The following is a 25,455-nucleotide window of genomic DNA, read 5'->3' as shown; positions in this document are numbered from 1 at the left end:
TGACTTTAGTCACAGGCTTTTTGGTTATGGTTAATTTGACTTATTGATAAAAATCAATTCGTTGGCTGAGCCAGTAGATAATAATGCCACCTAGCCCCATGGCAATAAATTCAGCCGTGGCCATAGACAAATAGAGTGTCCAAAAGGCTTGGTCAGCACCTAAAAATTTAACCAGTAGGGCAATGGTAAACATAGAGCTAGCAAAAATAATATTGAGCACGAGGTATTGGACGCCCATAAGATTTCCATTGAATTTGCTATAGCGTGCCAGCCCACCAGCAATCACTTTGGCCAGCCAGCGCCCTAAATATAGAAAAATAAAAGTCCCAGCACTGCCGACAACCATATCCCAAGGCCCATAAGCAAAATAGTTAACGATAAAAACACCTAGAGTAAGGGCGGGAATATATCGTTTGTTGTAAAGGGCTAAAAAGTTTAGACCTTCTGAAAACCTAAGTTGCAAACCAGCTAGGGATATTGGGGCCATAAAAAGCGTAAGCACCACATAAAGGGCAGCTACCATGGCCATTTTAGTGAGGTCGAGCGTTGTCCAGGACGCTTGGGTTTGAGTATTCATTTATCATTCTCCTTTATAGTCAATGCTATTATTTCCTACGACCAAAGGACAAAGAGTGGCTAATCCACTGAAGAATCGTAGGGTTACTGGCCAGTAACGTGGTTATTATAGCTAACTTTATTGGCGGTTGTAAAGTCTCAGCCTAAAATTAAGGGCAAGTATTTAATGTTGGCTTGTTGAAAACGGATTAAGCGTCTATAATATGAGGCATGTATTAAAAAAGAATTAAGAAAAGAGGTTTTATTATGTCATCTTCCTTAACAGCTGGCCGAGACTGGCGTTTACACGCCTTGGTCTTTGTCAGTTCAATTGTTGCTGAATTAATTGGACCTGTTAGGGTGCCTTTAGGTCGTTTTTCCTTCACCCTTGCACCCTTGATTTGGTCCATGATTTTAATGGCAGTGATTTATATAGCTCCTAAAAAAGCGGTGTTATCAGAAAAGAATGTTGGTCATGCCGCTACAGCCATGGCCTTAGCTGGTGGGCTTTTAATGGCGAAACTTGGTGTTTCTTCAGGCGCTTCTCTAAATGAAATTCTGGCAGCCGGTCTACCAGTGGCCTTACAAAATTTAGGGGAAGGATTCTCTTCTCTGTTTAGTTTACCCTTAGCCATTTTAGTTTTTGGTATGTCGCGAGAAGCGATTGGCATGACCTTTGGTGTTAGTCGGGAAGCTAATGTGACTTTAATTAGTGAAAAGTATGGGGCCGAATCAGCTGAATTTAGGGGCGTTATGGTTAATTATATTGTGGGAACGGTCTTTGGCGTTGTAGCTGTTTCCATGCTAGTGTCTTTCCTATCGACACTACCCTTTATTTCGCCACGTAGCCTTGCATTAGCCTCAGGAATCGGGTCAGCTTCCATGATGGTTGGCGGTTTAGGTACTTTAATTGAAAATTATCCGGACCAGGCCCAGGTACTAGAAGCCTATGCTGCTGCCTCTAATGTTGTTTCAACAGTTATTGCTATTTATACATCATTATTTATTGGTCTCCCCTTTACTGAATGGTGGTATAAGATGTTAAAGGGAGGTAAACAAAATGACTAAGCAAAATTTTGGTCATCAGATCCTTGATTGGTTACTCATACTAATCATTACTAGCTTAACAGTATTAGTTTGTAACCTAATCGGGGGGGCAGACCTAGTCGGTTCTCTACCCGGTCTAGCCTGGCTGTTCTTCTTTACGTTGGCAGGATTTGTAGTGAAACCACTGATACCACTTGATATTCCTGCTGTGGCTTATATTACCTTATTTGCTATTTTATTCTCTATGCCTTGGAGCCCCTTATCTAATCAAGTGATTAGTGCAGTTGACCAGGTTAGCTTGCTAGCTTTATGTACACCAATTTTAGCCTATGCTGGTGTCACTATTGGCCACGACTGGGATGATTTCAAAACCATTGGTTGGCGTGGGGTTCTTGTCTCTATTTTGGTAATTATTGGTACTGTTTTGATGTGTGTGATTTTCTCAGAAATCCTATTTAGAATATTTTAGGAGGTCATTTTAATGGATATTATAAAATTAGCCCAAGCCGAACAAGCAGCTCTAGTTAAGTGGCGTCGTGATCTCCACCAATGTCCGGAACTAGGTTTAGAATTACCCCAGACCGTAGCCTATATCAGCCAGCAACTAGATGATTTAGGTATTTCTTATGATGCTTCCTATGTTAATGGCAATGCGATTGTGGCGCTCATCGAAGGTCAAGGCGACCCGGCTTGGTCAGGACCAGACCGCGTATTAGCTATGCGTGCTGATATGGATGGTTTACCAATTCAAGAAGCGACCGGCCATGACTTTGCTTCTAAAAATAAAAACATGCATGCTTGTGGCCATGATAGTCACGTGGCTATGCTACTTGCCGCCGCTAAAATTTTGCAAGCTAATCGGTCAGCCTTTGCCGGGACAGTAAAATTACTTTTTCAACCGGGAGAAGAGTACCCAGGTGGCGCTGAGCCGATGATCAAAGAAGGGGCCATGGAAAACCCTCAGGTGACCATGGTGACTGGTTTCCATGCTGGCCATATTGATCCTAATACACCAGCTGGTAAAATTGGCTATTGTCAGGGACCTATGATGGCTTCCATGGACCGCTTTCTCATTGAGGTTAAAGGACAGGGCTGGCACGGCGCCTACCCAGAATCTTCGCGCGATCCGATTGCAGCCGCCGGTCAATTGATTACAGCCATCCAAACCATTAAAAGCCGTAATATAAAAGCAACCACACCGGCTGTGGTTTCAATTACTCGGGTTGAGGGTGGTTATAATCAGAATATTATCCCTGATAAAGTTGAGTTAGAGGGGACAGTGCGGGCCTTTGACGACCAGGTGCGCAAGAAAATCGCTAGTCGTTTACAGGAAATTGCTACTGGCATTGGCCAGGCTATGGATGTTGATTGCCAATTAACCTACGACTACAAATATCCTGCTGTTATTAATGACCCTCAGGCTAGTCAAATCCTGACGGCCTCCTTAAAAGACCTATTTGGTCCGGATAAGCTACATGAATTAACTGATCCTTTAATGGGGGGCGAAGACTTTGCCTACTATCTCAAAGAAGCACCAGGCGCCTTCTTCTTCTTGGCTAACCCGGGCTTGATAGATGGCAGTTTCCATGGCCACCACCATAGCAAGTTCGATATTGATGAAGACCTTATGTATATGGGGACAGCCGCCTTTGTTAAAATGGCGCTTGACTACTTAAAAGCCAAATAGCAGTTAATAATTGTAGAGGTTCTACTAAAGTAGTATAATTTTGTTTGTAAACGTTGCAAAAGTCATTGAATGGAGGAAGCTTATGTCAGTAGAAGAAAAAGTTGCTTTAGTTACTGGTGCTGGTTCAGGAATCGGCCGGGCGATTGCCAAACGCCTAGCAAGTGATGGTTTTAAAGTGGCAGTCGCTGATTTGGACGAGAAAACAGGTCAAGAAACTGTCGATCAAATTGCCGACCAAGGTCAGGAAGCTAGCTTTGTCAAAGTGGACGTTTCAGACCGCGACCAGGTTTTTGCAGCCATTGCACAAACTGCCGATAAATACGGCCGCTTTGATGTCTTGGTTAATAATGCTGGTTTAGGACCAACGACACCAATTGACACAATTACTCCTGAACAATTTGAAAAAGTTTATGCCATCAATGTTGGTGGTGTTTATTGGGGCACGCAAGCAGCCGTTGAACAATTTGATAAATTTGGTAACGGCGGTAAAATCATCAATGCAACTTCTCAAACAGGCGTTGTTGGTAACCCTAACCTTGCGCTTTATGCAGGTACCAAATTTGCCGTTCGTGGTATTACCCAAACGACAGCCCGTGACCTAGCAGAGAAGAATATTACGGTTAATGCTTATGCACCAGGTATCGTTAAGACGCCAATGATGTTTGATATCGCCCACCAAGTTGGTAAAAATGCCGGCAAGGATGATGAATGGGGTATGCAACAATTCGCTAAAGACATTACTTTGGGTCGCTTGTCAGAACCAGAAGATGTAGCTGCTGCAGTATCCTTCCTAGCAGGACCAGATTCTAACTATATTACTGGTCAAACAATTATTGTTGATGGTGGTATGCAATTCCACTAATTAGCTTATATAGGTTTATAAGCGATAATTAAAAATCCTGGCGTCTTTGCGCCAGGATTTTTTGTTATTTGAATGTATTTTTAACAACTCTAAAGCCATTATTAGAAGTAGAGGATGTGGCTGAGTTATGGTTACGGCCAGCTAAGCGATAGCGACGACAGTAGGAAGGATGGCAAAGGAAGGAACCGCCTCTTTGGGCGTAATCAGCTTGACTATAGTCTCTATGATTAGTGACAATTTCTTGGGTAGAGTGTTGGTTAAAGTAGTCTAAGTCCACTGGTGCCGGGTTGGCACACCATTCCCACACATTGCCAATCATTTGATAGAGACCATAATCATTAGCCGGAAAGGCCTTGACGGGGGCAGTGCCTAAGTAACCATCTGCTAGGCTATTCGTATTGGGAAAGTCACCCTACCAGAGATTAGCCATATGTTGGCCGTTAGGCTCTTTATCATCGCCCCATGGAAAGGTTAGTCCCTCTTTACCCCCACGACCAGCATATTCCCATTGGGCTTCGGTAGGTAAATCCAGATTGGCCCACTGACAATAAGCTAAGGCATCATTGCGAGAAACATGGGTCACAGGATGGTCCATACGCTTAGCAATACTAGACCCCGGTCCTTCGGGCATGCGCCAAGAGGCTTGAGGCACTTCTAGCCACCAGGTCGATCCACCTGGACTAGGGAAGTGGTCTCTTTGGTCAGCTGGAAGAAGTAAATAAAAGACATAGGATCTACCATAGCGCTCAGCATCTGTTAAGTAACCAGTAGCCCGGAAAAAATCAGCAAAGTCTTGATTGGTGACAGTGGTATCGCTAATGGCAAAGTCTGCTACAGTGATTAAACGACTCGGCCCCTCCAGGTCGGGGGCAAAACCGGTCTGGTCATCAGCCCCCATCAGGAATTGGCCGCCCTTAATATTAACAAAATCCATTTTAACCTTCCTTTCTGGTCGTGATTAAAGTAATAGCATCGAGTAGGCGAAAAGTACAGTAAATAGTAATAAGCCGATAAAACAAGTCATCCAAATGATACGACGCTTGGATACCCTGGCACCATCTCTGGCTTCTTTAAATTGGTCTTTAAGGAAGCGTACCGTAAATAAATAATCTACCCAAGCATATAAGAAAGCAATAACTGCTAACAGTAACAGGACTAGGGCAACAGCAAAAGCGTAGTGGCCATAGCTGGTGTTTTTTAGGGCAGTACCGATGGCAAAACCAGCTGAGCCGATAGAAAAACCGGTGCGAATCCAGGCAAGAGCATTACGTTCACCAGCCAAAAGTGTGCGCTTGAAGGCAAAAACAGTGCGCTCATCAGCTAAATCGGTGCGGATTTTGGCGAGTTGGTCAGACAGGGATTGAATTTCTTCTTCTTGGTCCTTGATGGCTTGGTCTTGTCGCTTATTAATATCATCCGTTCTTGACAAAATCATTCTCCTTTATTGGTTACTCTAACTATCTATTTTAGCAAAAATTTGGCTAGCAAACTGAACAAGAACTGTTCCGATAGAAGAAATCACAACAATAATCATAAGGACATCTGGATTTTGAAAGTTGGTTGAGGCGAGCAACATCGAAATACCAGCATTTCTCATCCCGGTCATTTGGGCAGCTATTTGTTGCTTACCTTCAGAGCGACGGAAGAAAATAAAATAACTAGCCACCATAATTAAAATATTCATGACAGCTGCATAGGCTAGCGTACCAGTACCAAGTAGACCGATGATTTGTGGGATATTGGCGATGATATTACCATAGATAACAATGTCAAGCATAATACTATTCGCTGGGGCGATATAAGCCTGAATTTTCTTAGCCGTGGTGCTAGAAAAGTAATTAATGGCTAAGCCAATTAAGAGTGGTATTAAAATGCTTTGGGCAATATTCGCAAATAGTTGTCCAATTGGGACTGACAAGCCATCAATGAAGAAGGGCATGGCCACTGGTAAGAAAATCATCATCACGACAACCATGACCAACATCACCACACCACCAAATTTATCGTCGTTATCAGCCGCATCGATAAAGGCAACCGATACGGGTGCGCCACAGGTCATAAAATAGAGGAGAAAACCAGCCTCAATGGCAGCCGGGGCTCCAATGAGTGGTAGGGTCCAGTGAATCAAAAAAGGGACAAGTAGGTAATTGATAGCTGCCAAACCGGCCATATAACGCCAATCTTTTTTGACAGTTTGCCAGACTTGACTCAAATCTTGAGAGAGGCCGACATTTAATACTAAAAGAAAAACAAAAATAGGCAAAATAAAATCTGTAATACTGCTAATTATATTAAGTAAAAAGTCTATGATTGTTGACATAGAATACCACCTTTCAAAAATTAAATTAATCTTAACAATAAATGTTTACTTAACCAAATAAAAAACATTTTAGGATAATGGTGGAGTTTATGTTAGGCAAATAGATTAGGAAGAAGTCGAAAAAAAGAGGGTACGAGACTCGGCGTTCAGGCATGGCCCACTGGAAGAAATCAGACCAATATCGCAGATATGGTATCGGGTTTTGGGAAACGCATGCCAGCCCTGACTTTTCGAACCCGACTATGCTGATAATATTCATCTAATATTAAGAGCCTGGGACTTATGTCCCAGGCTCCTGGTATACGGCTATTAATCTAAATATTCTTGGTGTTTATTTAGCCAACCATAGGCTAAACCGATGCAGAGGCCGCCACCAACAAAATTGCCTAGGAAGGCCAGTAGCCAGTGTATTAAGATGCTTGTTACTTGGAAATTATCGACAACTTGTGGTTGAGTAAAGGCAACTAAAGAGAAAGACCCGAAGTTGGCGATAACGTGTTCAAAGCCAAAGTAGGCGAAAATAAAAATCACACCGATTATATAGATAATCTTAGCGGCATTTTCTTTAATGCGTAGGGAGCCAACAATGGCAATATTCACTAAAATATTGGCTAGGATAGCATCAAAGAAGACTAGCCCCCAGGCCTTATCAATTTTAGTTTGGACACTGTAAAAAAGATAATGGCTATCGTCAATTTGATTGAAGATAGCAGTTTGACTTAGAGCCCAGGCTATTACAACCGAACCCAACAAGTTCATAGTGGTACATGTTAACAAGACTTTGACCTGGTCACCGATACTAATCGAACCGCGACCAGTGGCATAGCTGGTATACATCATATTAGAAGTAGCCAGCTCGGCATTCATCATAATAATCATTACTAGCCCCCAGGGGAAGAGTAGGGCATAGGCAATTTTAGCGATAGCAGGATCCAGGTGGTAAAGATTATTGGCAATCATCATTGCCACGGCCGTACCAAAAGTTAGGAAAATACCCGCAAATATCGCTCTCAGGCAATAAGAGAGAGGGCTAGCAACTAGGAGCCCTACCTTTTTCTGGGCAGCCTTATCAATTAATTCATTCATGGTAAACCTCCAGATATATTGTTAGGGCTATCATATCAAATTTACTAGTTGAAAACAGTAAATAACAAAATTTTTCTGAAAGGGCTTTTATTTATAATTGCAAATAGGTTACATTTTGTTACAAATGTGTTACAATATATATGTAATCAAACAGATAAAGGGGAGGACCATCATGAGAAAACATTTAGCCCTTATTATTATTAGCTCCCTAATAGCCGCAGGATGCGCTCAGGCGGCGCCTCTTGGTCAAATGACCACAAACGATCAACCAACCAGCGTAGATTTGCTAGGTCAAAACCAGGCTAACAAAGAAATGAGTCAAGCTGCACACCAGACAGATCAAGTATCGACATTTAGTGAGCCTGTTAAACAAGACCAACTTGTTAGTCATAATAATCAAACCAGCCAGTCAGTAGATAGTCCTGAAGTGCCTTCAGCGCTAACACCAGCAGTTGATGAACCGTCAAGTCATTTAGCCGGGCACTACCAATCTTATGGTTCAAGTGAAGCTGATGTTGAAAATGAGAATCAGCATGTTTCTGATACACTACCAGCAGACCATGAATCTGACCAAGCCGTAACTGAAACTAGCCAAGTAGATCAGCCAAGTGCTCAAGAGGAGACAGATTATATCATTACAACCCCTATCGATGAATACACGGTTCAAGAAGAGGTTAGACGTGATAATCCAGATGCTAGTGTGGCTAATCTGGTAGAAATTAGGCAACGAGATTTAACTAGCGGCCAGGTGACTCAGGTTTTAGATCCAATAACAGGCCAATGGCAGGCTGTTGAATAATCACTGACTGTTTACTTATTGTGAATTACTGAAGCATATGGAAGGGGCTGTGACTTATGTCGCAGCTTTTTATTTTGACACACTTTCTTACGGATATTTTTAAGTTAAAATCAAGCCTATGCTTATCCACTCCATGATATAATTATAGAAACTAAAGGAGCGATTAGATGAAAAACAACTGGATGAAAGAATTATTAATTAATGTATTGATAGTAGTGGTAACCTTTGCAGCAGTATTTTTATTATTTAAATATGTAGCGGGACCGGTCCGGGTATCGGGACAATCTATGGAAAGTTCATTCCAGGATGGTGACCGTTTACTAGATGCCCAGCTAACTGATATTTCGCATTTTGATGTCGTGGTTTTTGATGCCCCGGATGGTAGTGGCGATAAGTATATTAAACGGGTTATTGGCCTGCCTGGTGACCATATTGCCTTTAAAAACGATGTCTTATATTTAAATGGCCAACCCTATGAAGAGCCCTATATTGATAAGTCTCTTAACCCAACTGACGGACCGAATACTTTCGATTTTGATCTCGCTCAGTTAACTGGTAGCAGTCAAGTGCCAGAAGGGAAGGCCTTTGTCATGGGAGATAATCGCCAGAATTCCAATGACTCACGTTATTTTGGCTTTATAGACCTAGACCAATTAAGTGAGATTAAGTATGAATTTTGGCCGACTGATGATTTTGGCAGTGTGCCTAACTATGAGATTCAAAGTGGGCAAATTGTGGCTGAGTAACTTAGCCCGTCCTGCTAGTCATACGTGTTAAACAATGCTAAATACAGAAAAAAGCTGAGACTGGCGCCGGCCTCAGCTTTTTTTATTTAGGAAGTTTAACAAGACTAGTGCTTGGGTGATTGCTGGTTTAAGCCTGGTCTAAAAGAATATTTTTTTATCTCCCTTCCTATGCTAAGATAAAGCATAAGTGAAGGGGGTTAACCAATGAAAGAGAAGTATTGTTTTAATTGCGGTCAATCATTACCACAAGCTGCTAAATTTTGTCCGTCCTGTGGCATCGAGCAGCCGCCACTAGATGATAGCCAGCAAGAGGCTCAGATAAATACTGAGTTGATTACAGACGATAACGCTCAAAGTCAAGTTCAAGTCGGTTCAGTGGCGGCTACTACTGACAGCCAAGCGAGTGAGCCAGTAAGTGGCGGAGACAAAATTGATAATCAGGAATCAGCCAGGACGACTAAAGCACCCATTTTTAGTGTGAATACCGATCAATTGAAGGAAGAGCTAGCTGAGCTGAATTTCAAAGATGAGAATAAACGTTATCTGCAAGATTTTTTAGCTAATAATTTAACTTTAGTTTTAGCCAGCTTTGCCTTAGTTATTTTTACTTTTATTATTTTTAATCGCGCTGTGGGCGTCATTGTTGCCTTGGGGCTAGCTGGTGGCATTTATGTATTAGCCGTTAAAGAAAAGGGCAAGACCAGCCAGCTGAATGATCGTATTATCCAAGCTAGCCAGCAGGGGGCTAAAAACCTGCAGGAAGGACAAAAGTCCCTCCAAGACCAGCTGGCTAGTCGCCATAAGCAAGCAAGTAACCAAGTTAGGTCTAAACACCAAACCAAGTCTAAACAAGCGACAAAGCCCTGGTTTATTGCAACCATTGTAGCTAGTTTCTTAAGCATGTATGGTTATATAGCCAGAGGCTTCCAAATTTTTTCAACAGCGAGTCTTAATGATATTATTACGACAACAATTGAAAGTCTCAACCGGCTAATCGATATTACTAGTGCCGGTAACCATTATTTTCAATCGACTAGGGTAGCAGACCTATTGGCAACAGCTAAACTTGGACGGACAGCACTCCAGGTTTTTTAACCTAGGTATGATATTTTTACCAATTGTGACGATATTAGCTGTAGTGCTTAAAAAAGCAGGCTGGGCCTTCCTAAGTGCAAGCTTACAGCTGTTACTAGCCTTGGCTGCGCTTATATTTTTGACCTATTTAATCTCTACTGGTCTAGGAGATAACGTCCTTGCTTGGTTGAGTGATTTTAGCCTTGATAACTTAACCGCAACCGGCTACGCTTTAATTATTGGCCTTTTATTAGCACCAATTGCTAGCTTATTAGCGATTTTGAGCAAAAAAAATTAGTCATATAAAACTGACATACTGCTACTAACCATTAGTGGTGGGTAAGTAAGACTGACGAAGGGCCTTAGGAAGTGACTTTTGTAGCAAAAACCGGCTGATATCTTTTGAATATCAGCCGGTTTTTTAGGAAACACCACCAAGCGAGGGTGCCAGGGCTCAACTTTTTATTAGGCGCGTTTTTGCCGCTAGCCAATTACCTAAAGTTCCTCTGTCTCAATGGCCTGCCAAAAATCTTCAACGGCTTGTCGGCTCGTCAGGACTGGTACATGGCCATGAACATATTGTTGGTAGGGGATATTTTGAATGTCTGCGATATAAGCAAAAAATTCTTCGGGACGATAACCACCGTCAAGTTCATAAAAGTTTCCTGAATCAGCGTCGCCGACAAAAAGCACCTGGTCTTCTTCTACAAAGATAACGACACCATCGTCAGTGTGGGGGTTTTCCTTACGTTCAATCTTAAGATGAACACCGCCTAGGGAGAGGTCCAGCCGGTCTTGATAGCTGATGCGAGCTGGGGCTACTTGAATATTTTCCGGATTATCATATTCGACCAGCATGTAGTCGTGGCAAAATTGGGCTTCAATCCCCTGGTCCAGCCGATCTTGCATGGCTTGTGGAGTCCAAGACCATTCAGCCATCTTGTTTAAAGTCTGATTAGTAGCTGCTTCAGCTAGGCTAATCCCGCCTTGGTCATGGAAGGCCTGGATGCCAAAGGTATGGTCCCAATGCCAGTGGGTAATGAGGGCGAGCTGGGGCTTGATGAGACCAGCTGCTTCAATCGCTTCAAGCACACTTTCCAGGTGGTCGGCTGAGTTGCCGCAATCAATTAAGACAGCCAGGTCTTCACCGCAAACATAGCCGATATTTGGTCGATCTCTTGTTGGGTCGGTGGGATAAATATAAACGTGGGGAGAAATTTGTTGTAAGGTCATGCTTCCTCTTTTCTAGGCCTGGGCCAAAATCTGGTCGAGTTGGTCAGCATCAAAGTGACTGACAGCTAATTTTAAAATATCTAGGGCGGCTTGGTAGTCACTTAGGCTAGCCATAGTCTGGTGGCCATGAATATAGCGGGCACAGACACCAATAACAGATGCGGGAATCCCTTGATTGAGCACATGGGCCGCGCTAGCATCAGTACCACCCTTGGAAAAGAAGTACTGGTAACTTACTTGGGCTTCATCAGCTAGGTCGCGCAGATAATTGATGAGGCCAGCGTGGCTGATGAGGCTAGGATCTTGCATGCGGAGTAAAAATCCTTGCCCCAGTTGTCCTTGAGCTTGGGGGTTGCCATCTAGATCATCAGCTGCTGAACAGTCAACAGCCAGAAAGACGTCGGGTTGGTAGTGGCGGACTGCCCCTTGGATACCGCGGAGACCTACCTCTTCTTGAACAGAGGCACCAACGATGAGGTTACAACCTAGTTCTTGGCCAGCTAGCTCTGCTAATAGTTCGCTAATCACACAGAGGCCATAGCGGTTATCCCAAGCTTTGGCGATAAAACGGTCGGGATTGGCACTGAGGATGGTTTCGACCTGGGGCACAATAGGGTCTCCTATCTGGACACCGTATGATAAGGCTTGGTCTTGACTAGTAAAACCAGCATCAAAGCGGATATCCTCTATTTGTAACTGGCCGCTTTGCTTGGTCTGTCTTAGTAGATGAGGAGAAACGGCGGTAGAGATACAAGGATAGTCAGCTTGCCTGGTCTGCAGCGTGAAACGCTGGGCTGAGACCACGTAAGGATTCCAACCACCCAGTGGCACCACTTCTAAAAGTCCATTACGCTTAATTTGTTTGACCATAAAACCGACTTCATCCAGATGGGCTGCAATCATCAGGGTGGGCTTATGATTATTTAAATCTCCCTTGATTGCAAATAGATTTCCTAGTGGTGATTGGTCAATTTGATCAACATAAGGGCTGATATGGGTGCGAAACAAGTCTCTTACCCGACCTTCGCGGCCAGATGTGCCTTGGACTTCAGTGAAACTTTTAATTGCTTGCCATCTTTGCTTGGACATATAAATTCCCCCTAGTCATTTATTAGTTATTTTAGCACAGCCAATCTATTTCGTGCAGCTAAGGGGATGGAATATGCTATAATTTAACAGAAGAGGAGATTATTTATGGTAACAGCTAATGAGATTGAAGAGATGAGCCGATTGTTTAAAATGGTGTCTTATCCTAGTAGAGTAGCTATTTTGTTCTTACTTAAAGAGGGACCCCATAGTGTGAATCAGTTGGTCGAAGGTTTAGATATGGAGCAGTCTGCAGTATCCCACCAGTTGCGTTTACTAAAGGATGCCCGCCTAGTTAAGTCACACCGGGAGGGTAAATCGCAAATTTATGAACTAGATGACCTGCATGTCTTCTCTATTTTAGAGCAAAGTCTAACCCACATCCGTGAACGTTAATAAAAAGTAACGATATTAAGCTCAAACGTTAAGAAAGGAAGTTAATTTATGAAAGTTGTTTTAGCAAATCCTGCTGGCCAAACTAAACAGGTAAAACTGGGCCTATCTTGGACCGCCTTTTTCTTCGGTGCTTTTGTACCATTATTTAGAGGCAATTGGAAGTGGTTCTTTATTATGCTAGTGACTAATATTGTCTTGGGAATCTCTGCTGGTAGTCTAATTGGTGACAGTGGCGGTTTTGTTGGCTTTTTAGTTAATTTAGTGTGGCTGTTCTTTTATAATAAGTGGTATGTTAAAGACCTCTATAATGACGGCTACCGGGCGGTAACACCTGAGGAAGACGCCTTAGTAGAAGATTTTATTAGTTAAAAAGGGTGTGAGCTTTGGCGCTTAGACGAGAATCTTTGGAAGCCCAGGCAAGCAATATCGCAGATATTGTCTGGAGTGGGGTGAAAGGACTGCTGGTCTGCCAAAGCGAACCCGACTAAAAAAGGGTGTGACGAGCTGCGCTCTGAACTGCTGCACTGGAGTAAACTGTGATCATTATCTACAAGATAATGTGTCGCGGTTTGCGAAGTGACAGCCAGTTCAGCTGCTCGGAGCCCAACTAAAGGGTGTGAGGCTGGGATAAAATTCCCAGCCTCTTTCTTACTCTAGGAGTGAATGATGAAGATTTATATTGATGGCGATGGATCACCAGTTAAGGGAGAAACAGCCTACTTAGCAAATAAATATCAACTAGATTTAATTATAGTGACTTCAATCGACCATTATAGTCAGTCACCAATTTCAGACCAGGTTAAATACGTTTATGTTGATCAGGGCCCTGATGCGGCTGACTTCCGCCTGGCTGGTCTCGTGCAAGCGGGGGACCTAGTGGTTACCCAAGATTATGGCCTAGCGGCTATCCTCTTGCCGAGAGTTCGTGTTTTGTCCCAGGCTGGCTTTGAATACACGAGTGAAAATATTGAGGGTTTATTGGCGCAACGTTTTTATCACCACCAGGCCCGCCAAGCTGGCTACAAAACTAAGGGGCAAAAACCCTTTAGCCAGGCTGATCGGGATAAATTTAGTTATTTCCTTGAACAGGTGATTGACCAAGAGTTACAGCGGTAGACTTGATTTTTTATAAAATTGTACGATAATTTAAGGTATAGCTATTGAAAGGCAAGGTGATGGTATGAACCAAACCATTAAAGATTTTATCCAAACACATGAAGCAGAAATGATTGAGATGCGTCGCTATCTCCACCAACATCCTGAGCTATCTAATGAAGAATATGAAACGACCAAGTTCTTTGCTAGTAAACTCGATGAACTGGGTGTGCCTTACCGGACTTTAGAGCCAACTGGCGTAGTGGCTGAGATTAAGGGTGACCATCCAGGTAAAACTGTTCTTTTGCGGGGCGATATGGATGCTTTACCTGTTAATGAACTTAACGACCACCTGGATTATAAATCACAAAACGAAGGTAAGATGCATGCTTGTGGCCATGATAGTCACGTCTCTATGCTATTTTTAGCCCTAAGAGCCCTTAATGAGAACAAGGACTTAATTCATGGTACAGTGCGCTTTATCTTCCAGCCGGCTGAAGAAATTGGTATGGGTGCCAAACAAGCTGTTGAACAAGGCGTGCTTGAAGGTGTTGATAATGCCTTTGGTATGCATATTTGGACACCTGACCCAACTGGTAAGGTTTCAGTAGAAGCTGGTCCTTGCTTTGCAGCGGCTGACCGCTTTGAAGTGAAATTTACTGGCTTTGGTGGTCACGCGGCCCAACCACATATGACTAAAGATGCCTTGGTCATGGGGGCCCAGTTTGCGGCTAATGTCCAATCGGTTATTTCACGTCGCATTGACCCGCTTAAATCAGGCGTCTTAACGATTGGTACTTTTGAGAGTGGCGACCGGTGGAATATCATTGCTAATGATGCGACCTTAACAGGAACAGTTAGAACCTTTGATAATGATACCCGAGATATTATTGAAGCAGGAGTTAAGTCTTATGCTCAAGCAGTTGCTGATGCCTGGGGTGGCCAAGTTGAAGTGACCTATGACCGTTTGTTAGACTTTGTTGATAACGAAGACCAATCGAGTGCCTTAGCCCAAAAGGTAGTTTTAGAGTCCTTCGGTGAGGACCACTTAATTCATAATCCACCAACTATGGGTGGTGAAGACTTCGGTATCTTCTCACAACTAGTGCCAGGTGCCTTTGCGACAGTAGGCTGCCGCAATGCGGAAAAAGAAACAGATTATCCGCACCACCACGCTCGCTTTAATGTGGATGAGGATGCCCTTAAGGTCGGTGCGGAGTTATATGCCCAGTATGCCTTAGCTTACTTAAATCAAGATCAATTTTAAATAAAAGAGGGCGTGAGCTTCTTGGAGCCCGACTATGTTACTAACATTCGTATAATAGCAAGAGCCTGGGACTTATGCCCCAGGCTCTTTTATTTGGTATTGGTTAATTAGAAAATCATTTTATCAGCACCAGTTACTTCAGCACCCAAAGCTTCAATTGCTAAAACATTTAGGTAGTGCCATGGTTTATCATAGCCTGGTTGGAAGAAGAAGTCTTGTTGGGCTAAGTCTTCCAAGGTGTAATGGGCATCAATGGCTAGGGAAAGGGTATTAACTGAATCGGTAATATCAGCAGTAGACATCATTTGTCCGCCTAGAATACGGTGGCTTTCTGCATCAAAGTGAATTTTAGCGAAAATTTGTGTATCGTCAGCCATAAAGTCAGGCAATTTTTGCATTTCGATATACTTGCTAGCTACTTGACCTTGGTATTGGTCAGCATTGCTATCCTTAATACCAGTAGTTGCAAAGTGGTATTCAAATAGTGTAAGACCTGAGGTACCTTGGACAGGACGGATATTAGCTTCATGACCCAGGGCTGACAGGGCAGCGATAACACCTTGGCGCCGAGCTGTGGTAGCCAGAGCGATAGATACCTTTTCACCAGTTGGGCCAAATGGGATGAGGGTGGCATCACCAGCGACATAGACATCTTCTACTGAAGATTGCATGTGGCTATCCACCTTAACAAAGCCCCGGTCATCCATTTCGACTAGGCCTTTTAACCAACCAGTATTAGGTGTCATACCAGCTGTCATTAAAACAGTATCGGCTTTGTAAGTAGCCTTGTCAGTCTTGACGCCAGATACTAGGCCATCTTGACCGGTGATTTCTTCAACAGATTCACCAGTTTTAATGGTTACACCGTGGTCAGTAAGGGTCTTATTGATTTTTTCGATAAATTCTTGGTCTAAGTAGGTATAAAGCACACTTGGGCAGACATCAATGACAGTCACATCAATGCCAGCTTTAGCAAAGGCTTCAACGGCTTCAATACCGATATAGCCAGCACCGATAACGACAGCCTTTTTAGCTTCAGACATACGTTCCTTAACTTTACCGGCCCATTCACGACCCCTTAAGAAGTAGACATTATCTAGATCTTTGCCAGGGATATTCAGCTGGCTAGCGCTACCACCAGGAGAAATGATTAGTTTATCATATGATTCTTGGTGGCTACCATCTGCAGTTTCAACAGTTACTGTTTTATTATCTGCATCGAAACTAGTAACATCACTATTGATATGGATATTGATGCCTTGTTTCTTATAGGAGGCTTCGTTAGCGTAGTGGATTTGATCAAGTGACTGAGAAATACCTTCTAGGTATGACTGGATACCACATGATAGGAATGAAGGGTGTTGACCACGCTCATAGAGGTGGATTTCCGCTTCAGGTGCTTGTTTTAAAATCGTTTGGGCAGCCTCATAACCAGCATGAGAAGTCCCAACAATAACGTATTTCATAATAATCCTCCTTAAAAATATTATATTTAGAACCATTCTAATGGTAACAAATCTGCTTATTAAGTCAAATTTTTCGCTCAATTAGCTATTGACACCCGACTTATTATCAGGTAAACTTGCCCAAGTTAAAAAATCTTCTTAACTGTGTTCGAGAAACACGAAGGGGACTCATAGAAAATAAGCGCTTGTTTGCGCCCTTTTTTCATGCCCCGGACCGATCTCGATAGTTAGATGGGTCTTTTTTTATGTATTAGGAAGGGGTCGTTATGGACAAGAGGAAACCGATTATTGCTTTAGATTTTGCTAGTAAACAAGCGACTTTAGATTGGTTGGACCAGTTTCCAGATCAATCACTAAATGTCAAAGTAGGCATGACTTTATACTACAGTGTCGGACCAGATTTATTGACTACTATTAAAGACAGGGGACATGATATTTTCTTAGATTTGAAATTACATGATATTCCCAACACTGTTGGGGGTGCGATGACCCAGTTGGCAAAACTAGGCGTTGACATGGTTAATGTGCATGCGGCTGGCGGTAGGCAAATGATGACGGCAGCTAAAGAAGGCTTGGACCGCGGCACACCTGCGGGTAAGCAGTCGCCGCTATTAATCGCTGTCACCCAGCTGACCTCAACTAGTCAAGAGACGATGCAGGCTGACCAACTCATTACTTGTACGCTAGAGGAGAGTGTCAGTCACTATGCCCAAATTAGCCACTTGGCCGGGCTAGATGGTGTTGTTTGCTCGCCACGAGAAGCTAAATTAATCAAAGCAGCAACTGGGCCAGATTTTATCACTGTATGTCCAGGTATTAGACCAGCTAACTATACTAATCGTGATGATCAGGTGCGAATTATGACACCAGAAAAGGCTGCTCAAAATGGTTGTGACTATATTGTTGTGGGTCGGCCAATTACGCAAGCACCTGACCCATATCAAAGCTATCTAAACATTTGCCAAGCATGGCAGGAGGCACTAAATGACTAAAGAAACTGAAAAATATGCCCAACTTCTGTTGGATATCCAGGCAGTGAACCTGAGACCAGACCAACCCTTTACATGGACATCTGGTTTAAGGTCTCCCATTTATTGTGATAACCGTCTAGTAATTTCCCATCCCCAATGCCGGGAAGAAATTGAGACTGGCTTAGTAAATTTAATTAAGACTCACTATCCAGATGTGGAAGTGATTGCTGGCACAGCAACAGCTGGGATTCCTCATGCTGCTATCATTGCCCATCTCTTGGACCTGCCGATGATCTATGTGCGTAGCCAGGCCAAGGGACATGGTAAACAGAATGCGATTGAAGGACAACTGCTAGCAGGTCAAAAGGTCGTTATGATAGAGGACTTGATTTCAACAGGTGGCTCAGTCATTGAAGCTGCTGATAAAGTTGCCCAGGCCGGTGGCCAGGTCCTAGGCTGCCTAGCTATCTTTAATTACTGCTTAGATAAAAGTCGCCAAGCTTTTGACCAAGCGGGTTATGATTTAGTGAGTCTGACAAATTATGAAGCCTTGCTCCAACTTGTTAAACAAAATCAAATCTTTAGCCCAGACCAAGAAAAAATCTTGGCTCAATGGCACCATGACCCCGAGTTATGGAGTCAAAAATATTAGTTACTGGTTGTGGAATTAATAAAGGGTGGCGGGACCACCCATTAAGGAGATAAATATGGAAAAAAATAATAAACGTGCCCTCCTAGCTGCCATTGTCGGCTCAGGATTAGATGACTTAAATGTGATGTTCTTAGCTTTTACCTTAGGAACCATTATTGCTGACTTGGGAATTACCGGTACTCAGGCCGGCTGGATTGCTACCATTACTAATTTTGGTATGCTGTTTGGTGGCTTAATATTTGGTGTCTTAGCTGACCGTTATAATAAATTTACCGTATTTAAATGGACGATTTTAATTTTCTCTGTCGCTACTGGCTTAATTTTCTTCACTAATAATGTTTACTTCCTCTATTTAATGCGGTTTATCGCCGGGATTGGTGTCGGCGGTGAATATGGCGTAGCTATTGCTATCATGGCTGGTATCGTCCCAATGGAAAAGATGGGACGGATTTCATCCTTAAATGGGATTGTTGGCCAGTTGGGCTCAATTTCTTCAGCGCTACTAGCTAGCTTTATTGCGCCGTTATTTGGTTGGCGCGGACTCTTTCTCTTTGGCTTCCTACCCCTAATTTTAGTTGCCTGGGCGCACTGGTCAGTTGATGAAGATAGCCTGCCAGGTGTTAATCAAGTTAATAAATCTAGTAACGGCCACCAGGGTAGAATTAGCGACCTCTTTGCCACTCCTGCTCTAGCTAAACAGAGTCTGGCTTTGATGGTGATGACCACTGTTCAAATTGCTGGCTATTTTGGTATGATGAACTGGTTACCGACTATGATGCAAAAACGTCTTAACTTAGAATTAACTGGATCTAGCCTCTGGATGGTAACCACTATTTTAGGCATGTGTTTAGGGATGTTGGTCTTTGGTAATATTCTTGACCGCTTGGGACCACGGTTAGCCTATGCAAGCTTCTTAATCGCCTCAATGGTTTCAGTTTACTTGATTACTTTTGTCAACTCTTTACCACCCTACTAGTGGCTGGTGCTGTGATGGGCTTTTTCGTAAATGGTATGTTCTCAGGTTACGGTGCCATGATTACCCGCCTATATCCTTACCAAATCCGAACAATTGCTAACAATGTGATTTTAAATGTTGGTCGCGCCATCGGCGGTTTCTCATCAGTAATGATTGGTTTTATCTTAGACCGTTCGGGTGTTGATACGGTGATGCTATTTATCGCTTCCCTCTACATATTTAGTTTATTAGCCATGCTGACAATTGAAAACTTAAAAGCTGATCGTTACTTCACTATTAAAGCAGATCTTGATTTTAACCAGTCAGAAGGGGCAGTAGCTAAGTTAAGCGAAGCCTAGACAATAAAATATAAAAAGTCAACTTTAGCTAAATGCTACTATCTATTGTTCGGTTTTATGCTATAATAGACCTTGTTGTGAAATTAAAATATGCCAAGGAAGAGTGAAACAACAGAATGCAAACATTTGATTATGAACAGGTCCAGTTAATTCCTGCCAAGTGTATTGTGACTAGCCGGAGCCAGTGCGATACCTCGATTGAATTGGGCGGACGCACTTTTAAGATTCCTGTAGTACCTGCTAATATGCAGACCGTGCTCAATGAAGAGTTGGCTGAAGACTTAGCACGTAATGGTTATTTCTATATCATGCACCGCTTTGAGCCAGAGAAACGTCTTGATTTTGTGCGTGACATGAACCGTAAGGGTCTTTATGCATCTATTAGTGTCGGCGTCAAAGAAGAGGAATATGCTTTTGTTGACCAACTAGCTGAATCAGGCGAAGAAGTGGCTTATATTACGATTGATATTGCCCACGGCCATTCTCAAACAGTAATTGACATGATTAAGTACCTAAAGGAAAAATTACCTCATAGCTTTGTCATTGCAGGGAATATCGCAACACCTGAAGCTGTTCGGGATCTTGAAAATGCTGGTGCTGATGCTACTAAAGTTGGGGTTGGCCCAGGCCGTGTTTGTATTACCAAGATTAAAACCGGCTTTGGTACCGCGGGCTGGCAGTTATCAGCCATACGTCTATGTGCCAAGGCTGCCCGTAAGCCAATCATTGCTGATGGAGGCATTCGGACCCATGGGGATATTGCTAAATCAATCCGCTTCGGTGCCAGCATGGTTATGATTGGTTCACTCTTAGCTGCCCATGAGGAGTCACCTGGCGAATCAGTAGTTGAAGATGGCCAAACTTACAAAGAGTATTTTGGCTCAGCTTCTGAATTCCAAAAGGGTCAATACAAGAACGTTGAAGGTAAGAAGATTCTTTTAGCTAGTCGTGGTTCTATTTACGATACGCTGAAAGAAATGCAAGAAGATTTACAATCATCCATTTCATATGCAGGTGGCCGTGATTTGAAATCTCTAACCACTGTTGACTATGTAGTCGTTGAAACCATTTACAACGGCGACTAATAAGCGTAAAATAATAGAAATGCTAAAAAAGCTTGGCTGAGCCAAGCTTTTTTAGTGCTTTAATTAGAGAGGGAGTCAGGGGATGTCAAGAAGAAGGGTAAGACCTAATCGGGAAAAAGCCATATTGGGTGTGATTATTAGTTTTTTAGTTTTAGTGGGCTTAACGCTGACTAGTATTTATGCAAGTGACTTTGCCCAAAGACAAGAGCAAGCCGATCAAGCTAGCCGCCAAGCTAGTCGCCAGGACAACCAGTCCTACCAGGTCTCAGTGCCGGTACTAGACCAGCGTCCAGCGGGAGGTAAGGCAGACCAGGAATCATCTGATGTCAATACACCTGAAAATCCACTAGCAAGTGACCAAAGTCAGGTTGACGACAAGCCTAGTCCGGCGCCAACTAGTCCAGTTGATTACCAGGATTTGAGCCAAGTTTTAGCTTTACCAGCTAGCCAAGTCTATGAATATCGTCAACAATTTCACCGCCAGCCGCCAGCGAATGTGGCGGGTCAGGCATATGTGACAGTCAATAATAATACCCCCTTGTTCAGTAGCGAAGATTTTCATATTACAGCTAGTGGCTGGGAACGTTATAGTAATTTGGATCAACTAGGTCGCGTTGGCACGGCGGAAGCGCTCTTGGACCAACAATTGATGCCAGCAGATGACCAGGGCAGGGATAGCCTTGTTGCTGTGACGCCTAGTGGTTGGGACCAGGCTTATTATCCGGGGCTGGTATCTGGCGGATGGCTTTATAACCGGTCCCATCTTATCGGCTACCAGTTGACGGGTCAACAAGACAATATGCTTAACTTAATGGCAGGTACGCGTTACTTTAACGTTGAAGGCATGCTGCCCTTCGAAAACTATGTGGCAGCCTATATAGAAGAAAGCAATGCCCAGGTTCGCTACCGGGTCAGTCCAGTTTTTGTTGGTCAAGAACTCTTAGCTCGAGGCATTTATCTCGAAGGTTTAAGCTTGGATGCAGACCATAGCCTGCAATTCCATATCTATATTCCTAACCACCAGCCGGGCGTCTATATTGATTACCAAACCGGTGCTAGCCGCCCCCAAAATTTTTAAACACTAATGGCGAGAGTCTGGGACCTACCTCCCAGGCTTTTTTTGCTTGTAATTTACAAGTATATTACAAGGTCGGATTGCATTTGTTGCGTTATTTGAAAAAATATTGAAAATAATGATAATTATGAAAACGTTAAAATTCGTCTAAAACGCTAACAATACTGGTTTATTAACCTTTAAAAAGATACTTTTAAAACTTAAAAAAATTGCAAAATTTATCTTGATACTTGTAAATAAAAACGTTACCATGTTCTTTGTGAATAAAAACACGTCATCTGTTTTTTCTTACTAAAAATTTAGACACCGAAAGGGGAAATTATAAATGGCAACAAATGCAGTCGAAAAACCATTCGGCATGCGTGACAAGGTCGGCTACATGTTTGGGGACCTAGGTAATGATATGACCTTCCACCTCCAATCCATGTTCCTGATGGTATTTTACACAGAGGTATTAGGTATCCAAGCTTCGGCTGTTGGTACACTTTTCTTGGTTTCACGGATTGTTGATGCTTTTACTGATGTGGGCATGGGTCGTATCGTCGATACCGCTAAACCGCATCCAGATGGAAAATTCCGCGTATGGATTAAGCGCATTGCTGGTCCAGTTGCGCTAGCTTCATTCCTGATGTACCAAACTGGTATGCAAGATGCGTCAATGACTACTAAAATTATCTACATGTACGTAACTTATATCCTTTGGGGTTCAATCTGCTACACAGCAATTAACATCCCTTATGGTTCAATGGCTTCAGCGATTACAGCTGATCCAGATGGTCGGACGCAATTATCTACCTTCCGTACAGTAGGTGCAACTTTAGCTTCACTAGTTATTGGTGCGATTACCCCGATCTTTATTTATGATGCAGCTGGTAGTGTGAAAACCGATATTACTTTTACTGTTGTAGCTGGTGTGTTCTCGTTATTAGCGATTGCTTTTTATGCCCTTTGCTACTTTATGACTACTGAGCGGGTTAAAATTACTAACTCTGAAAGTCAAGAGCGCAAACCATTCTTAGAAACAATGGGTACGATCTTCTCAAGTCGTGCGCTTGCAGGTATTATCATAGCTGCTTTGTTTATGATTTGTGGTCAATTGATGATGGGTTCAATGAACAACTATGTTTTCCCTAATTATTACAGCTCTTCAACTGGTATTTCTTTAGTTAACACCATGAATCCATTATTAACGCTCTTGATTGCAGCACCTTTAGGTCCTGGCTTAGCTAAACGTTTCGGTAAAAAAGAAGTCGGCGCAGTTGGGATGATTATCTCAGCTATTTCATATGCTTGTGCTTTCTTACTACGTCCAGATAATATGTATGTCTTCATCGCTTTCCTATCAATTGCTTATTTAGGTTTTGGTATTTTTAATACCGTCATCTGGGCTTGTATCATCGACGTTATTGATGATATTGAGGTCCAATCTGGCGAGCGTGATGACGGTACAATCTATGCTTTATATTCATTTGCGCGTAAATTAGGTCAAGCTTTTGCTGGTGCTGCTTCTGGTTGGTTATTAACTGGTGTAGGCTATGTATCAGGTGCTGCTAACCAAACTGGCGATGTGATTGAAAGTATCTTTAATATTTCTACTTTAGTACCAGGTACTGCTTACTTATTAGCAGCTTTAGCGTTAATCTTTGTTTATCCACTATCTAAGAAACGGGTAGATGCTAACGCAGAGGTTTTAGCTAGCCGTCGCTAATATTATTAACAAAATAGATGATGTGATAGAGTCTAGGGTATTATCCCTGGGCTCTTATTTTTTTTAAATTATAAGGTCTTACTTGACCTATTATAATTTTGCAATAAATACTAGCAATCCACAAAAAATACAAGATTAGAAAAATTTACAAAATTTTATAGAAAACACTTGTAAACGCTAACAGAAAACGCTATTATTATATCTGCAGATAAGTCATTCAGTTTTAAATTTGAAAGGAGAAAAATCTTTATGGCAACAAATGCAAATGTAAAACCATTTGGCATGCGAGATAAGATTGGTTACATGTTTGGTGACTTCGGTAACGACATGACCTTTATCTTCCAGTCCATGTTCCTGATGGTCTTTTATACTGAGGTACTAGGTATTCCTGGTAGTGCTGTTGGTACTTTATTTTTAGTTTCACGGATTGTCGATGCCTTTACTGACGTCGGTATGGGACGGATTGTCGATACTTCTAAACCACACCCTGACGGTAAATTCCGGGTATGGATTAAGCGGATTGCCGGTCCAGTAGCTATTGCATCATTCTTAATGTACCAAGTAGGAATGCAAGATGCTTCGATGACAACCAAAATGATTTATATGTATGTTACTTACCTTCTTTGGGGTTCAATCTGCTATACTGCTATTAATATTCCTTATGGTTCAATGGCTTCAGCAATTACAGCTGATCCTGATGGCCGGACGCAATTATCTACCTTCCGTACAGTTGGTGCAACCCTAGCAGGTTTAATCATTGGTGCGGTTACCCCGCTGTTTATCTATGATTCAATGGGACGTGTAAAAACAGACATGACCTTTACTGTCGTAGCAGGGGTCTTCTCTATTTTAGCAATTGTTTTCTATGCCCTATGCTACTTTATGACAACTGAACGGGTTAAAATTCAAAAGGATGAAAACGCTTCTAACCCAAGCTTGGGAGAGACATTTAGTGCTGTTTTCACTAGCCGCTCATTACAAGGGATTGTATTGTCTGCCTTATTCATGATTTGTGGTCAGTTAGTTATGGGTTCTATGAACAACTATGTCTTCCCTAACTACTATAATTCAGCTGCCGGTATTTCTATTGTCAATACACTTAATCCTTTATTAGTATTAGCAATTGCAGCACCGCTAGGACCAGTTTTAGCCAAACGTTTTGGTAAAAAAGAAGTCGGCATCGTTGGTATGCTTGTTTCTACCATCTCTTACGCTATTCTATTCTTATTACGTCCTGATAATATGTATGTCTTTATTGCTTTCTTATCAATTGCTTACCTAGGATTCGGTATTTTTAATACAGTTATCTGGGCTTGTATCATTGACGTAATCGATGATATCGAAGTAGCAACTGGTGACCGTGATGACGGTACTATTTATGCCCTTTACTCATTTGCCCGTAAGGTAGGTCAAGCCTTGGCTGGTGCCGCTGCTGGTTGGTTATTAACTGGTATTGGTTATGTTTCTGGTGCGGAAACACAAACAGCAGAAGTTATTGACCGGGTCTTCAACGTTGCCGTGTTAGTGCCTGGCGTTGCTTACCTGTTAGCTGCCCTATCATTAATGTTTATATATCCATTAGGTAAAAAACGTGTTGATAGCAATGCTGCTATCCTAGCCGAACGTCGTGGCCACTAAGCACTAAAAAATGAATGACTTATACAGGGTGCGAGACTCGGCGTTCAGGCATGAGCCACTGGAAGGAATCGGACCAATAGCTGTAAGCTATTGCGTCAGATTTCTGCAGTGGTGACATGCTTGCCGAGTCGAACCTGACTACGCTGCTAATACAGGTATAATACTGATAGCCTGGGACTTATGTCCCGGGCTTTTTTTGGTAAAACTAGTTAATCTAGTTTTTAAAATTCGATGTTTATGTGAACATTTTAATGACTAGTCTTTTCTTTGTTACAATAAATAGTAATTATATA

At 42.5% G+C, this 25,455-nt stretch carries 25 protein-coding genes and 2 pseudogenes; 19 read left to right on the top strand and 8 right to left on the bottom strand.

Annotated elements, in window-relative coordinates; translation table 11 throughout:
• Window positions 1–40: 40 nt before the first annotated feature.
• Window positions 41–577, bottom strand: coding sequence for a QueT transporter family protein (locus AWM75_RS03400; protein ID WP_067978223.1), 537 nt, complete (start codon window positions 575–577; stop codon window positions 41–43).
• Window positions 578–822: 245 nt separating this feature from the next.
• Between AWM75_RS03400 and AWM75_RS03395 the strand changes: the two genes are divergently transcribed.
• The 4 genes from AWM75_RS03395 (at window position 823) to AWM75_RS03380 (ending at window position 4,151) form a co-directional block, all read left to right on the top strand.
• On the top strand, window positions 823–1,623 hold the full coding sequence (locus AWM75_RS03395; RefSeq protein ID WP_067978221.1) for a DUF3100 domain-containing protein: 801 nt from the start codon (window positions 823–825) through the stop codon (window positions 1,621–1,623).
• Window positions 1,616–2,071 carry a hypothetical protein gene (locus AWM75_RS03390; protein ID WP_067978218.1) on the top strand — a complete coding sequence of 152 codons (456 nt, stop codon included), beginning with the start codon at window positions 1,616–1,618 and terminating at the stop codon, window positions 2,069–2,071. The genes AWM75_RS03395 and AWM75_RS03390 overlap by 8 nt, the downstream gene beginning before the upstream one ends.
• 12 nt (window positions 2,072–2,083) lie before the next feature.
• Entirely contained in the window at window positions 2,084–3,289 is a 1,206-nt protein-coding gene (locus AWM75_RS03385; protein WP_067978217.1) for a M20 metallopeptidase family protein, read from the top strand.
• 82 nt (window positions 3,290–3,371) lie between these two features.
• Window positions 3,372–4,151, top strand: a complete 780-nt coding sequence (locus AWM75_RS03380) for a (S)-acetoin forming diacetyl reductase (RefSeq protein ID WP_067978215.1) — start codon at window positions 3,372–3,374, stop codon at window positions 4,149–4,151.
• A gap of 64 nt (window positions 4,152–4,215) precedes the next feature.
• Here the strand turns inward: AWM75_RS03380 and AWM75_RS03375 are convergent.
• From AWM75_RS03375 to AWM75_RS03360, 4 genes and pseudogenes are all read right to left on the bottom strand, one after another.
• Window positions 4,216–5,085: pseudogene (locus AWM75_RS03375) on the bottom strand (formylglycine-generating enzyme family protein).
• A 24-nt stretch (window positions 5,086–5,109) separates the two neighbouring features.
• The gene (locus AWM75_RS03370; protein ID WP_067978213.1) at window positions 5,110–5,580 is read right to left on the bottom strand and encodes a DUF202 domain-containing protein; all 471 of its coding nucleotides are present in this window, start codon (window positions 5,578–5,580) and stop codon (window positions 5,110–5,112) included.
• A 24-nt stretch (window positions 5,581–5,604) separates the two neighbouring features.
• Complete coding sequence (locus AWM75_RS03365; RefSeq protein ID WP_067978211.1) at window positions 5,605–6,471, bottom strand: bile acid:sodium symporter family protein; 867 nt, start codon at window positions 6,469–6,471, stop codon at window positions 5,605–5,607.
• 309 nt (window positions 6,472–6,780) lie between these two features.
• Entirely contained in the window at window positions 6,781–7,557 is a 777-nt protein-coding gene (locus AWM75_RS03360; protein WP_067978208.1) for a formate/nitrite transporter family protein, read from the bottom strand.
• Window positions 7,558–7,729: 172 nt separating this feature from the next.
• On the opposite strand from AWM75_RS03360, the gene AWM75_RS03355 reads away from it, so the two are divergent.
• From AWM75_RS03355 to AWM75_RS03340, 4 genes are all read left to right on the top strand, one after another.
• Window positions 7,730–8,356, top strand: coding sequence for a hypothetical protein (locus AWM75_RS03355; RefSeq protein ID WP_067978206.1), 627 nt, complete (start codon window positions 7,730–7,732; stop codon window positions 8,354–8,356).
• A 167-nt stretch (window positions 8,357–8,523) separates the two neighbouring features.
• Window positions 8,524–9,102: a signal peptidase I gene (lepB, locus tag AWM75_RS03350; protein ID WP_067978204.1), complete on the top strand. Its 579-nt coding sequence runs from the start codon at window positions 8,524–8,526 to the stop codon at window positions 9,100–9,102.
• A gap of 204 nt (window positions 9,103–9,306) precedes the next feature.
• On the top strand, window positions 9,307–10,197 hold the full coding sequence (locus tag AWM75_RS03345) for a zinc ribbon domain-containing protein (RefSeq protein ID WP_067978202.1): 891 nt from the start codon (window positions 9,307–9,309) through the stop codon (window positions 10,195–10,197).
• Window positions 10,198–10,204: 7 nt separating this feature from the next.
• Entirely contained in the window at window positions 10,205–10,474 is a 270-nt protein-coding gene (locus AWM75_RS03340; protein ID WP_067978200.1) for a hypothetical protein, read from the top strand.
• Between the two features lie 197 nt (window positions 10,475–10,671).
• Here AWM75_RS03340 and AWM75_RS03335 read toward each other — a convergent pair whose 3' ends face one another.
• Together AWM75_RS03335 and AWM75_RS03330 are read right to left on the bottom strand one after the other, a co-directional pair.
• Window positions 10,672–11,409 carry an MBL fold metallo-hydrolase gene (locus tag AWM75_RS03335; RefSeq protein ID WP_067978198.1) on the bottom strand — a complete coding sequence of 246 codons (738 nt, stop codon included), beginning with the start codon at window positions 11,407–11,409 and terminating at the stop codon, window positions 10,672–10,674.
• 12 nt (window positions 11,410–11,421) lie between these two features.
• Window positions 11,422–12,498 (bottom strand): M20/M25/M40 family metallo-hydrolase, encoded by a 1,077-nt coding sequence (locus AWM75_RS03330; RefSeq protein WP_067978196.1) that lies wholly within the window; start codon window positions 12,496–12,498, stop codon window positions 11,422–11,424.
• A gap of 105 nt (window positions 12,499–12,603) precedes the next feature.
• Between AWM75_RS03330 and AWM75_RS03325 the strand changes: the two genes are divergently transcribed.
• From AWM75_RS03325 to AWM75_RS03310, 4 genes are all read left to right on the top strand, one after another.
• Window positions 12,604–12,891 carry an ArsR/SmtB family transcription factor gene (locus tag AWM75_RS03325; protein ID WP_067978194.1) on the top strand — a complete coding sequence of 96 codons (288 nt, stop codon included), beginning with the start codon at window positions 12,604–12,606 and terminating at the stop codon, window positions 12,889–12,891.
• 48 nt (window positions 12,892–12,939) lie between these two features.
• Window positions 12,940–13,260: a hypothetical protein gene (locus AWM75_RS03320; RefSeq protein WP_067978191.1), complete on the top strand. Its 321-nt coding sequence runs from the start codon at window positions 12,940–12,942 to the stop codon at window positions 13,258–13,260.
• 297 nt (window positions 13,261–13,557) lie between these two features.
• Window positions 13,558–14,007: a YaiI/YqxD family protein gene (locus AWM75_RS03315; protein ID WP_067978190.1), complete on the top strand. Its 450-nt coding sequence runs from the start codon at window positions 13,558–13,560 to the stop codon at window positions 14,005–14,007.
• A gap of 64 nt (window positions 14,008–14,071) precedes the next feature.
• Window positions 14,072–15,253, top strand: coding sequence for a M20 metallopeptidase family protein (locus tag AWM75_RS03310; protein ID WP_067978188.1), 1,182 nt, complete (start codon window positions 14,072–14,074; stop codon window positions 15,251–15,253).
• 107 nt (window positions 15,254–15,360) lie between these two features.
• Here AWM75_RS03310 and AWM75_RS03305 read toward each other — a convergent pair whose 3' ends face one another.
• Entirely contained in the window at window positions 15,361–16,719 is a 1,359-nt protein-coding gene (locus AWM75_RS03305; protein ID WP_067978185.1) for an FAD-dependent oxidoreductase, read from the bottom strand.
• 266 nt (window positions 16,720–16,985) lie between these two features.
• Here AWM75_RS03305 and pyrF point away from each other — a divergent pair, with 266 nt between their 5' ends.
• From pyrF to AWM75_RS03270, 7 genes and pseudogenes are all read left to right on the top strand, one after another.
• Window positions 16,986–17,711, top strand: a complete 726-nt coding sequence (pyrF, locus tag AWM75_RS03300) for an orotidine-5'-phosphate decarboxylase (protein WP_067978183.1) — start codon at window positions 16,986–16,988, stop codon at window positions 17,709–17,711.
• Complete coding sequence (pyrE, locus tag AWM75_RS03295) at window positions 17,704–18,342, top strand: orotate phosphoribosyltransferase (RefSeq protein ID WP_067978181.1); 639 nt, start codon at window positions 17,704–17,706, stop codon at window positions 18,340–18,342. The genes pyrF and pyrE overlap by 8 nt, the downstream gene beginning before the upstream one ends.
• Window positions 18,343–18,382: 40 nt before the next feature.
• Window positions 18,383–19,656: pseudogene (locus AWM75_RS03290) on the top strand (MFS transporter).
• Window positions 19,657–19,772: 116 nt separating this feature from the next.
• Window positions 19,773–20,741, top strand: a complete 969-nt coding sequence (locus tag AWM75_RS03285) for a GMP reductase (RefSeq protein ID WP_067978179.1) — start codon at window positions 19,773–19,775, stop codon at window positions 20,739–20,741.
• Window positions 20,742–20,823: 82 nt separating this feature from the next.
• A complete protein-coding gene (locus tag AWM75_RS03280) occupies window positions 20,824–21,819 on the top strand; it encodes a DNA/RNA non-specific endonuclease (protein WP_067978177.1) in 996 nt (331 codons plus the stop codon).
• 322 nt (window positions 21,820–22,141) lie between these two features.
• On the top strand, window positions 22,142–23,524 hold the full coding sequence (locus AWM75_RS03275; protein WP_067978175.1) for an MFS transporter: 1,383 nt from the start codon (window positions 22,142–22,144) through the stop codon (window positions 23,522–23,524).
• 249 nt (window positions 23,525–23,773) lie between these two features.
• Complete coding sequence (locus tag AWM75_RS03270) at window positions 23,774–25,162, top strand: MFS transporter (protein ID WP_067978172.1); 1,389 nt, start codon at window positions 23,774–23,776, stop codon at window positions 25,160–25,162.
• Window positions 25,163–25,455: the final 293 nt, after the last annotated feature.

The sequence above is a fragment of the Aerococcus urinaehominis genome (assembly GCF_001543245.1).
GTDB classification, from domain to species: domain Bacteria; phylum Bacillota; class Bacilli; order Lactobacillales; family Aerococcaceae; genus Aerococcus; species Aerococcus urinaehominis.
This window is presented reverse-complemented; position numbering and strand designations above follow the sequence as displayed.

What these genes read in the sequence shown, in the direction of transcription:
- AWM75_RS03400 (WP_067978223.1), bottom strand. Translation starts at nt 577, where the DNA reads ATGAATACTCAAACCCAAGCGTCCTGGACAACGCTCGACCTCACTAAA.
- AWM75_RS03395 (WP_067978221.1), top strand. Translation starts at nt 823, where the DNA reads ATGTCATCTTCCTTAACAGCTGGCCGAGACTGGCGTTTACACGCCTTG.
- AWM75_RS03390 (WP_067978218.1), top strand. Translation starts at nt 1,616, where the DNA reads ATGACTAAGCAAAATTTTGGTCATCAGATCCTTGATTGGTTACTCATA.
- AWM75_RS03385 (WP_067978217.1), top strand. Translation starts at nt 2,084, where the DNA reads ATGGATATTATAAAATTAGCCCAAGCCGAACAAGCAGCTCTAGTTAAG.
- AWM75_RS03380 (WP_067978215.1), top strand. Translation starts at nt 3,372, where the DNA reads ATGTCAGTAGAAGAAAAAGTTGCTTTAGTTACTGGTGCTGGTTCAGGA.
- AWM75_RS03365 (WP_067978211.1), bottom strand. Translation starts at nt 6,471, where the DNA reads ATGTCAACAATCATAGACTTTTTACTTAATATAATTAGCAGTATTACA.
- AWM75_RS03360 (WP_067978208.1), bottom strand. Translation starts at nt 7,557, where the DNA reads ATGAATGAATTAATTGATAAGGCTGCCCAGAAAAAGGTAGGGCTCCTA.
- AWM75_RS03355 (WP_067978206.1), top strand. Translation starts at nt 7,730, where the DNA reads ATGAGAAAACATTTAGCCCTTATTATTATTAGCTCCCTAATAGCCGCA.
- lepB (WP_067978204.1), top strand. Translation starts at nt 8,524, where the DNA reads ATGAAAAACAACTGGATGAAAGAATTATTAATTAATGTATTGATAGTA.
- AWM75_RS03345 (WP_067978202.1), top strand. Translation starts at nt 9,307, where the DNA reads ATGAAAGAGAAGTATTGTTTTAATTGCGGTCAATCATTACCACAAGCT.
- AWM75_RS03340 (WP_067978200.1), top strand. Translation starts at nt 10,205, where the DNA reads ATGATATTTTTACCAATTGTGACGATATTAGCTGTAGTGCTTAAAAAA.
- AWM75_RS03335 (WP_067978198.1), bottom strand. Translation starts at nt 11,409, where the DNA reads ATGACCTTACAACAAATTTCTCCCCACGTTTATATTTATCCCACCGAC.
- AWM75_RS03330 (WP_067978196.1), bottom strand. Translation starts at nt 12,498, where the DNA reads ATGTCCAAGCAAAGATGGCAAGCAATTAAAAGTTTCACTGAAGTCCAA.
- AWM75_RS03325 (WP_067978194.1), top strand. Translation starts at nt 12,604, where the DNA reads ATGGTAACAGCTAATGAGATTGAAGAGATGAGCCGATTGTTTAAAATG.
- AWM75_RS03320 (WP_067978191.1), top strand. Translation starts at nt 12,940, where the DNA reads ATGAAAGTTGTTTTAGCAAATCCTGCTGGCCAAACTAAACAGGTAAAA.
- AWM75_RS03315 (WP_067978190.1), top strand. Translation starts at nt 13,558, where the DNA reads ATGAAGATTTATATTGATGGCGATGGATCACCAGTTAAGGGAGAAACA.
- AWM75_RS03310 (WP_067978188.1), top strand. Translation starts at nt 14,072, where the DNA reads ATGAACCAAACCATTAAAGATTTTATCCAAACACATGAAGCAGAAATG.
- AWM75_RS03305 (WP_067978185.1), bottom strand. Translation starts at nt 16,719, where the DNA reads ATGAAATACGTTATTGTTGGGACTTCTCATGCTGGTTATGAGGCTGCC.
- pyrF (WP_067978183.1), top strand. Translation starts at nt 16,986, where the DNA reads ATGGACAAGAGGAAACCGATTATTGCTTTAGATTTTGCTAGTAAACAA.
- pyrE (WP_067978181.1), top strand. Translation starts at nt 17,704, where the DNA reads ATGACTAAAGAAACTGAAAAATATGCCCAACTTCTGTTGGATATCCAG.
- AWM75_RS03285 (WP_067978179.1), top strand. Translation starts at nt 19,773, where the DNA reads ATGCAAACATTTGATTATGAACAGGTCCAGTTAATTCCTGCCAAGTGT.
- AWM75_RS03280 (WP_067978177.1), top strand. Translation starts at nt 20,824, where the DNA reads ATGTCAAGAAGAAGGGTAAGACCTAATCGGGAAAAAGCCATATTGGGT.
- AWM75_RS03275 (WP_067978175.1), top strand. Translation starts at nt 22,142, where the DNA reads ATGGCAACAAATGCAGTCGAAAAACCATTCGGCATGCGTGACAAGGTC.
- AWM75_RS03270 (WP_067978172.1), top strand. Translation starts at nt 23,774, where the DNA reads ATGGCAACAAATGCAAATGTAAAACCATTTGGCATGCGAGATAAGATT.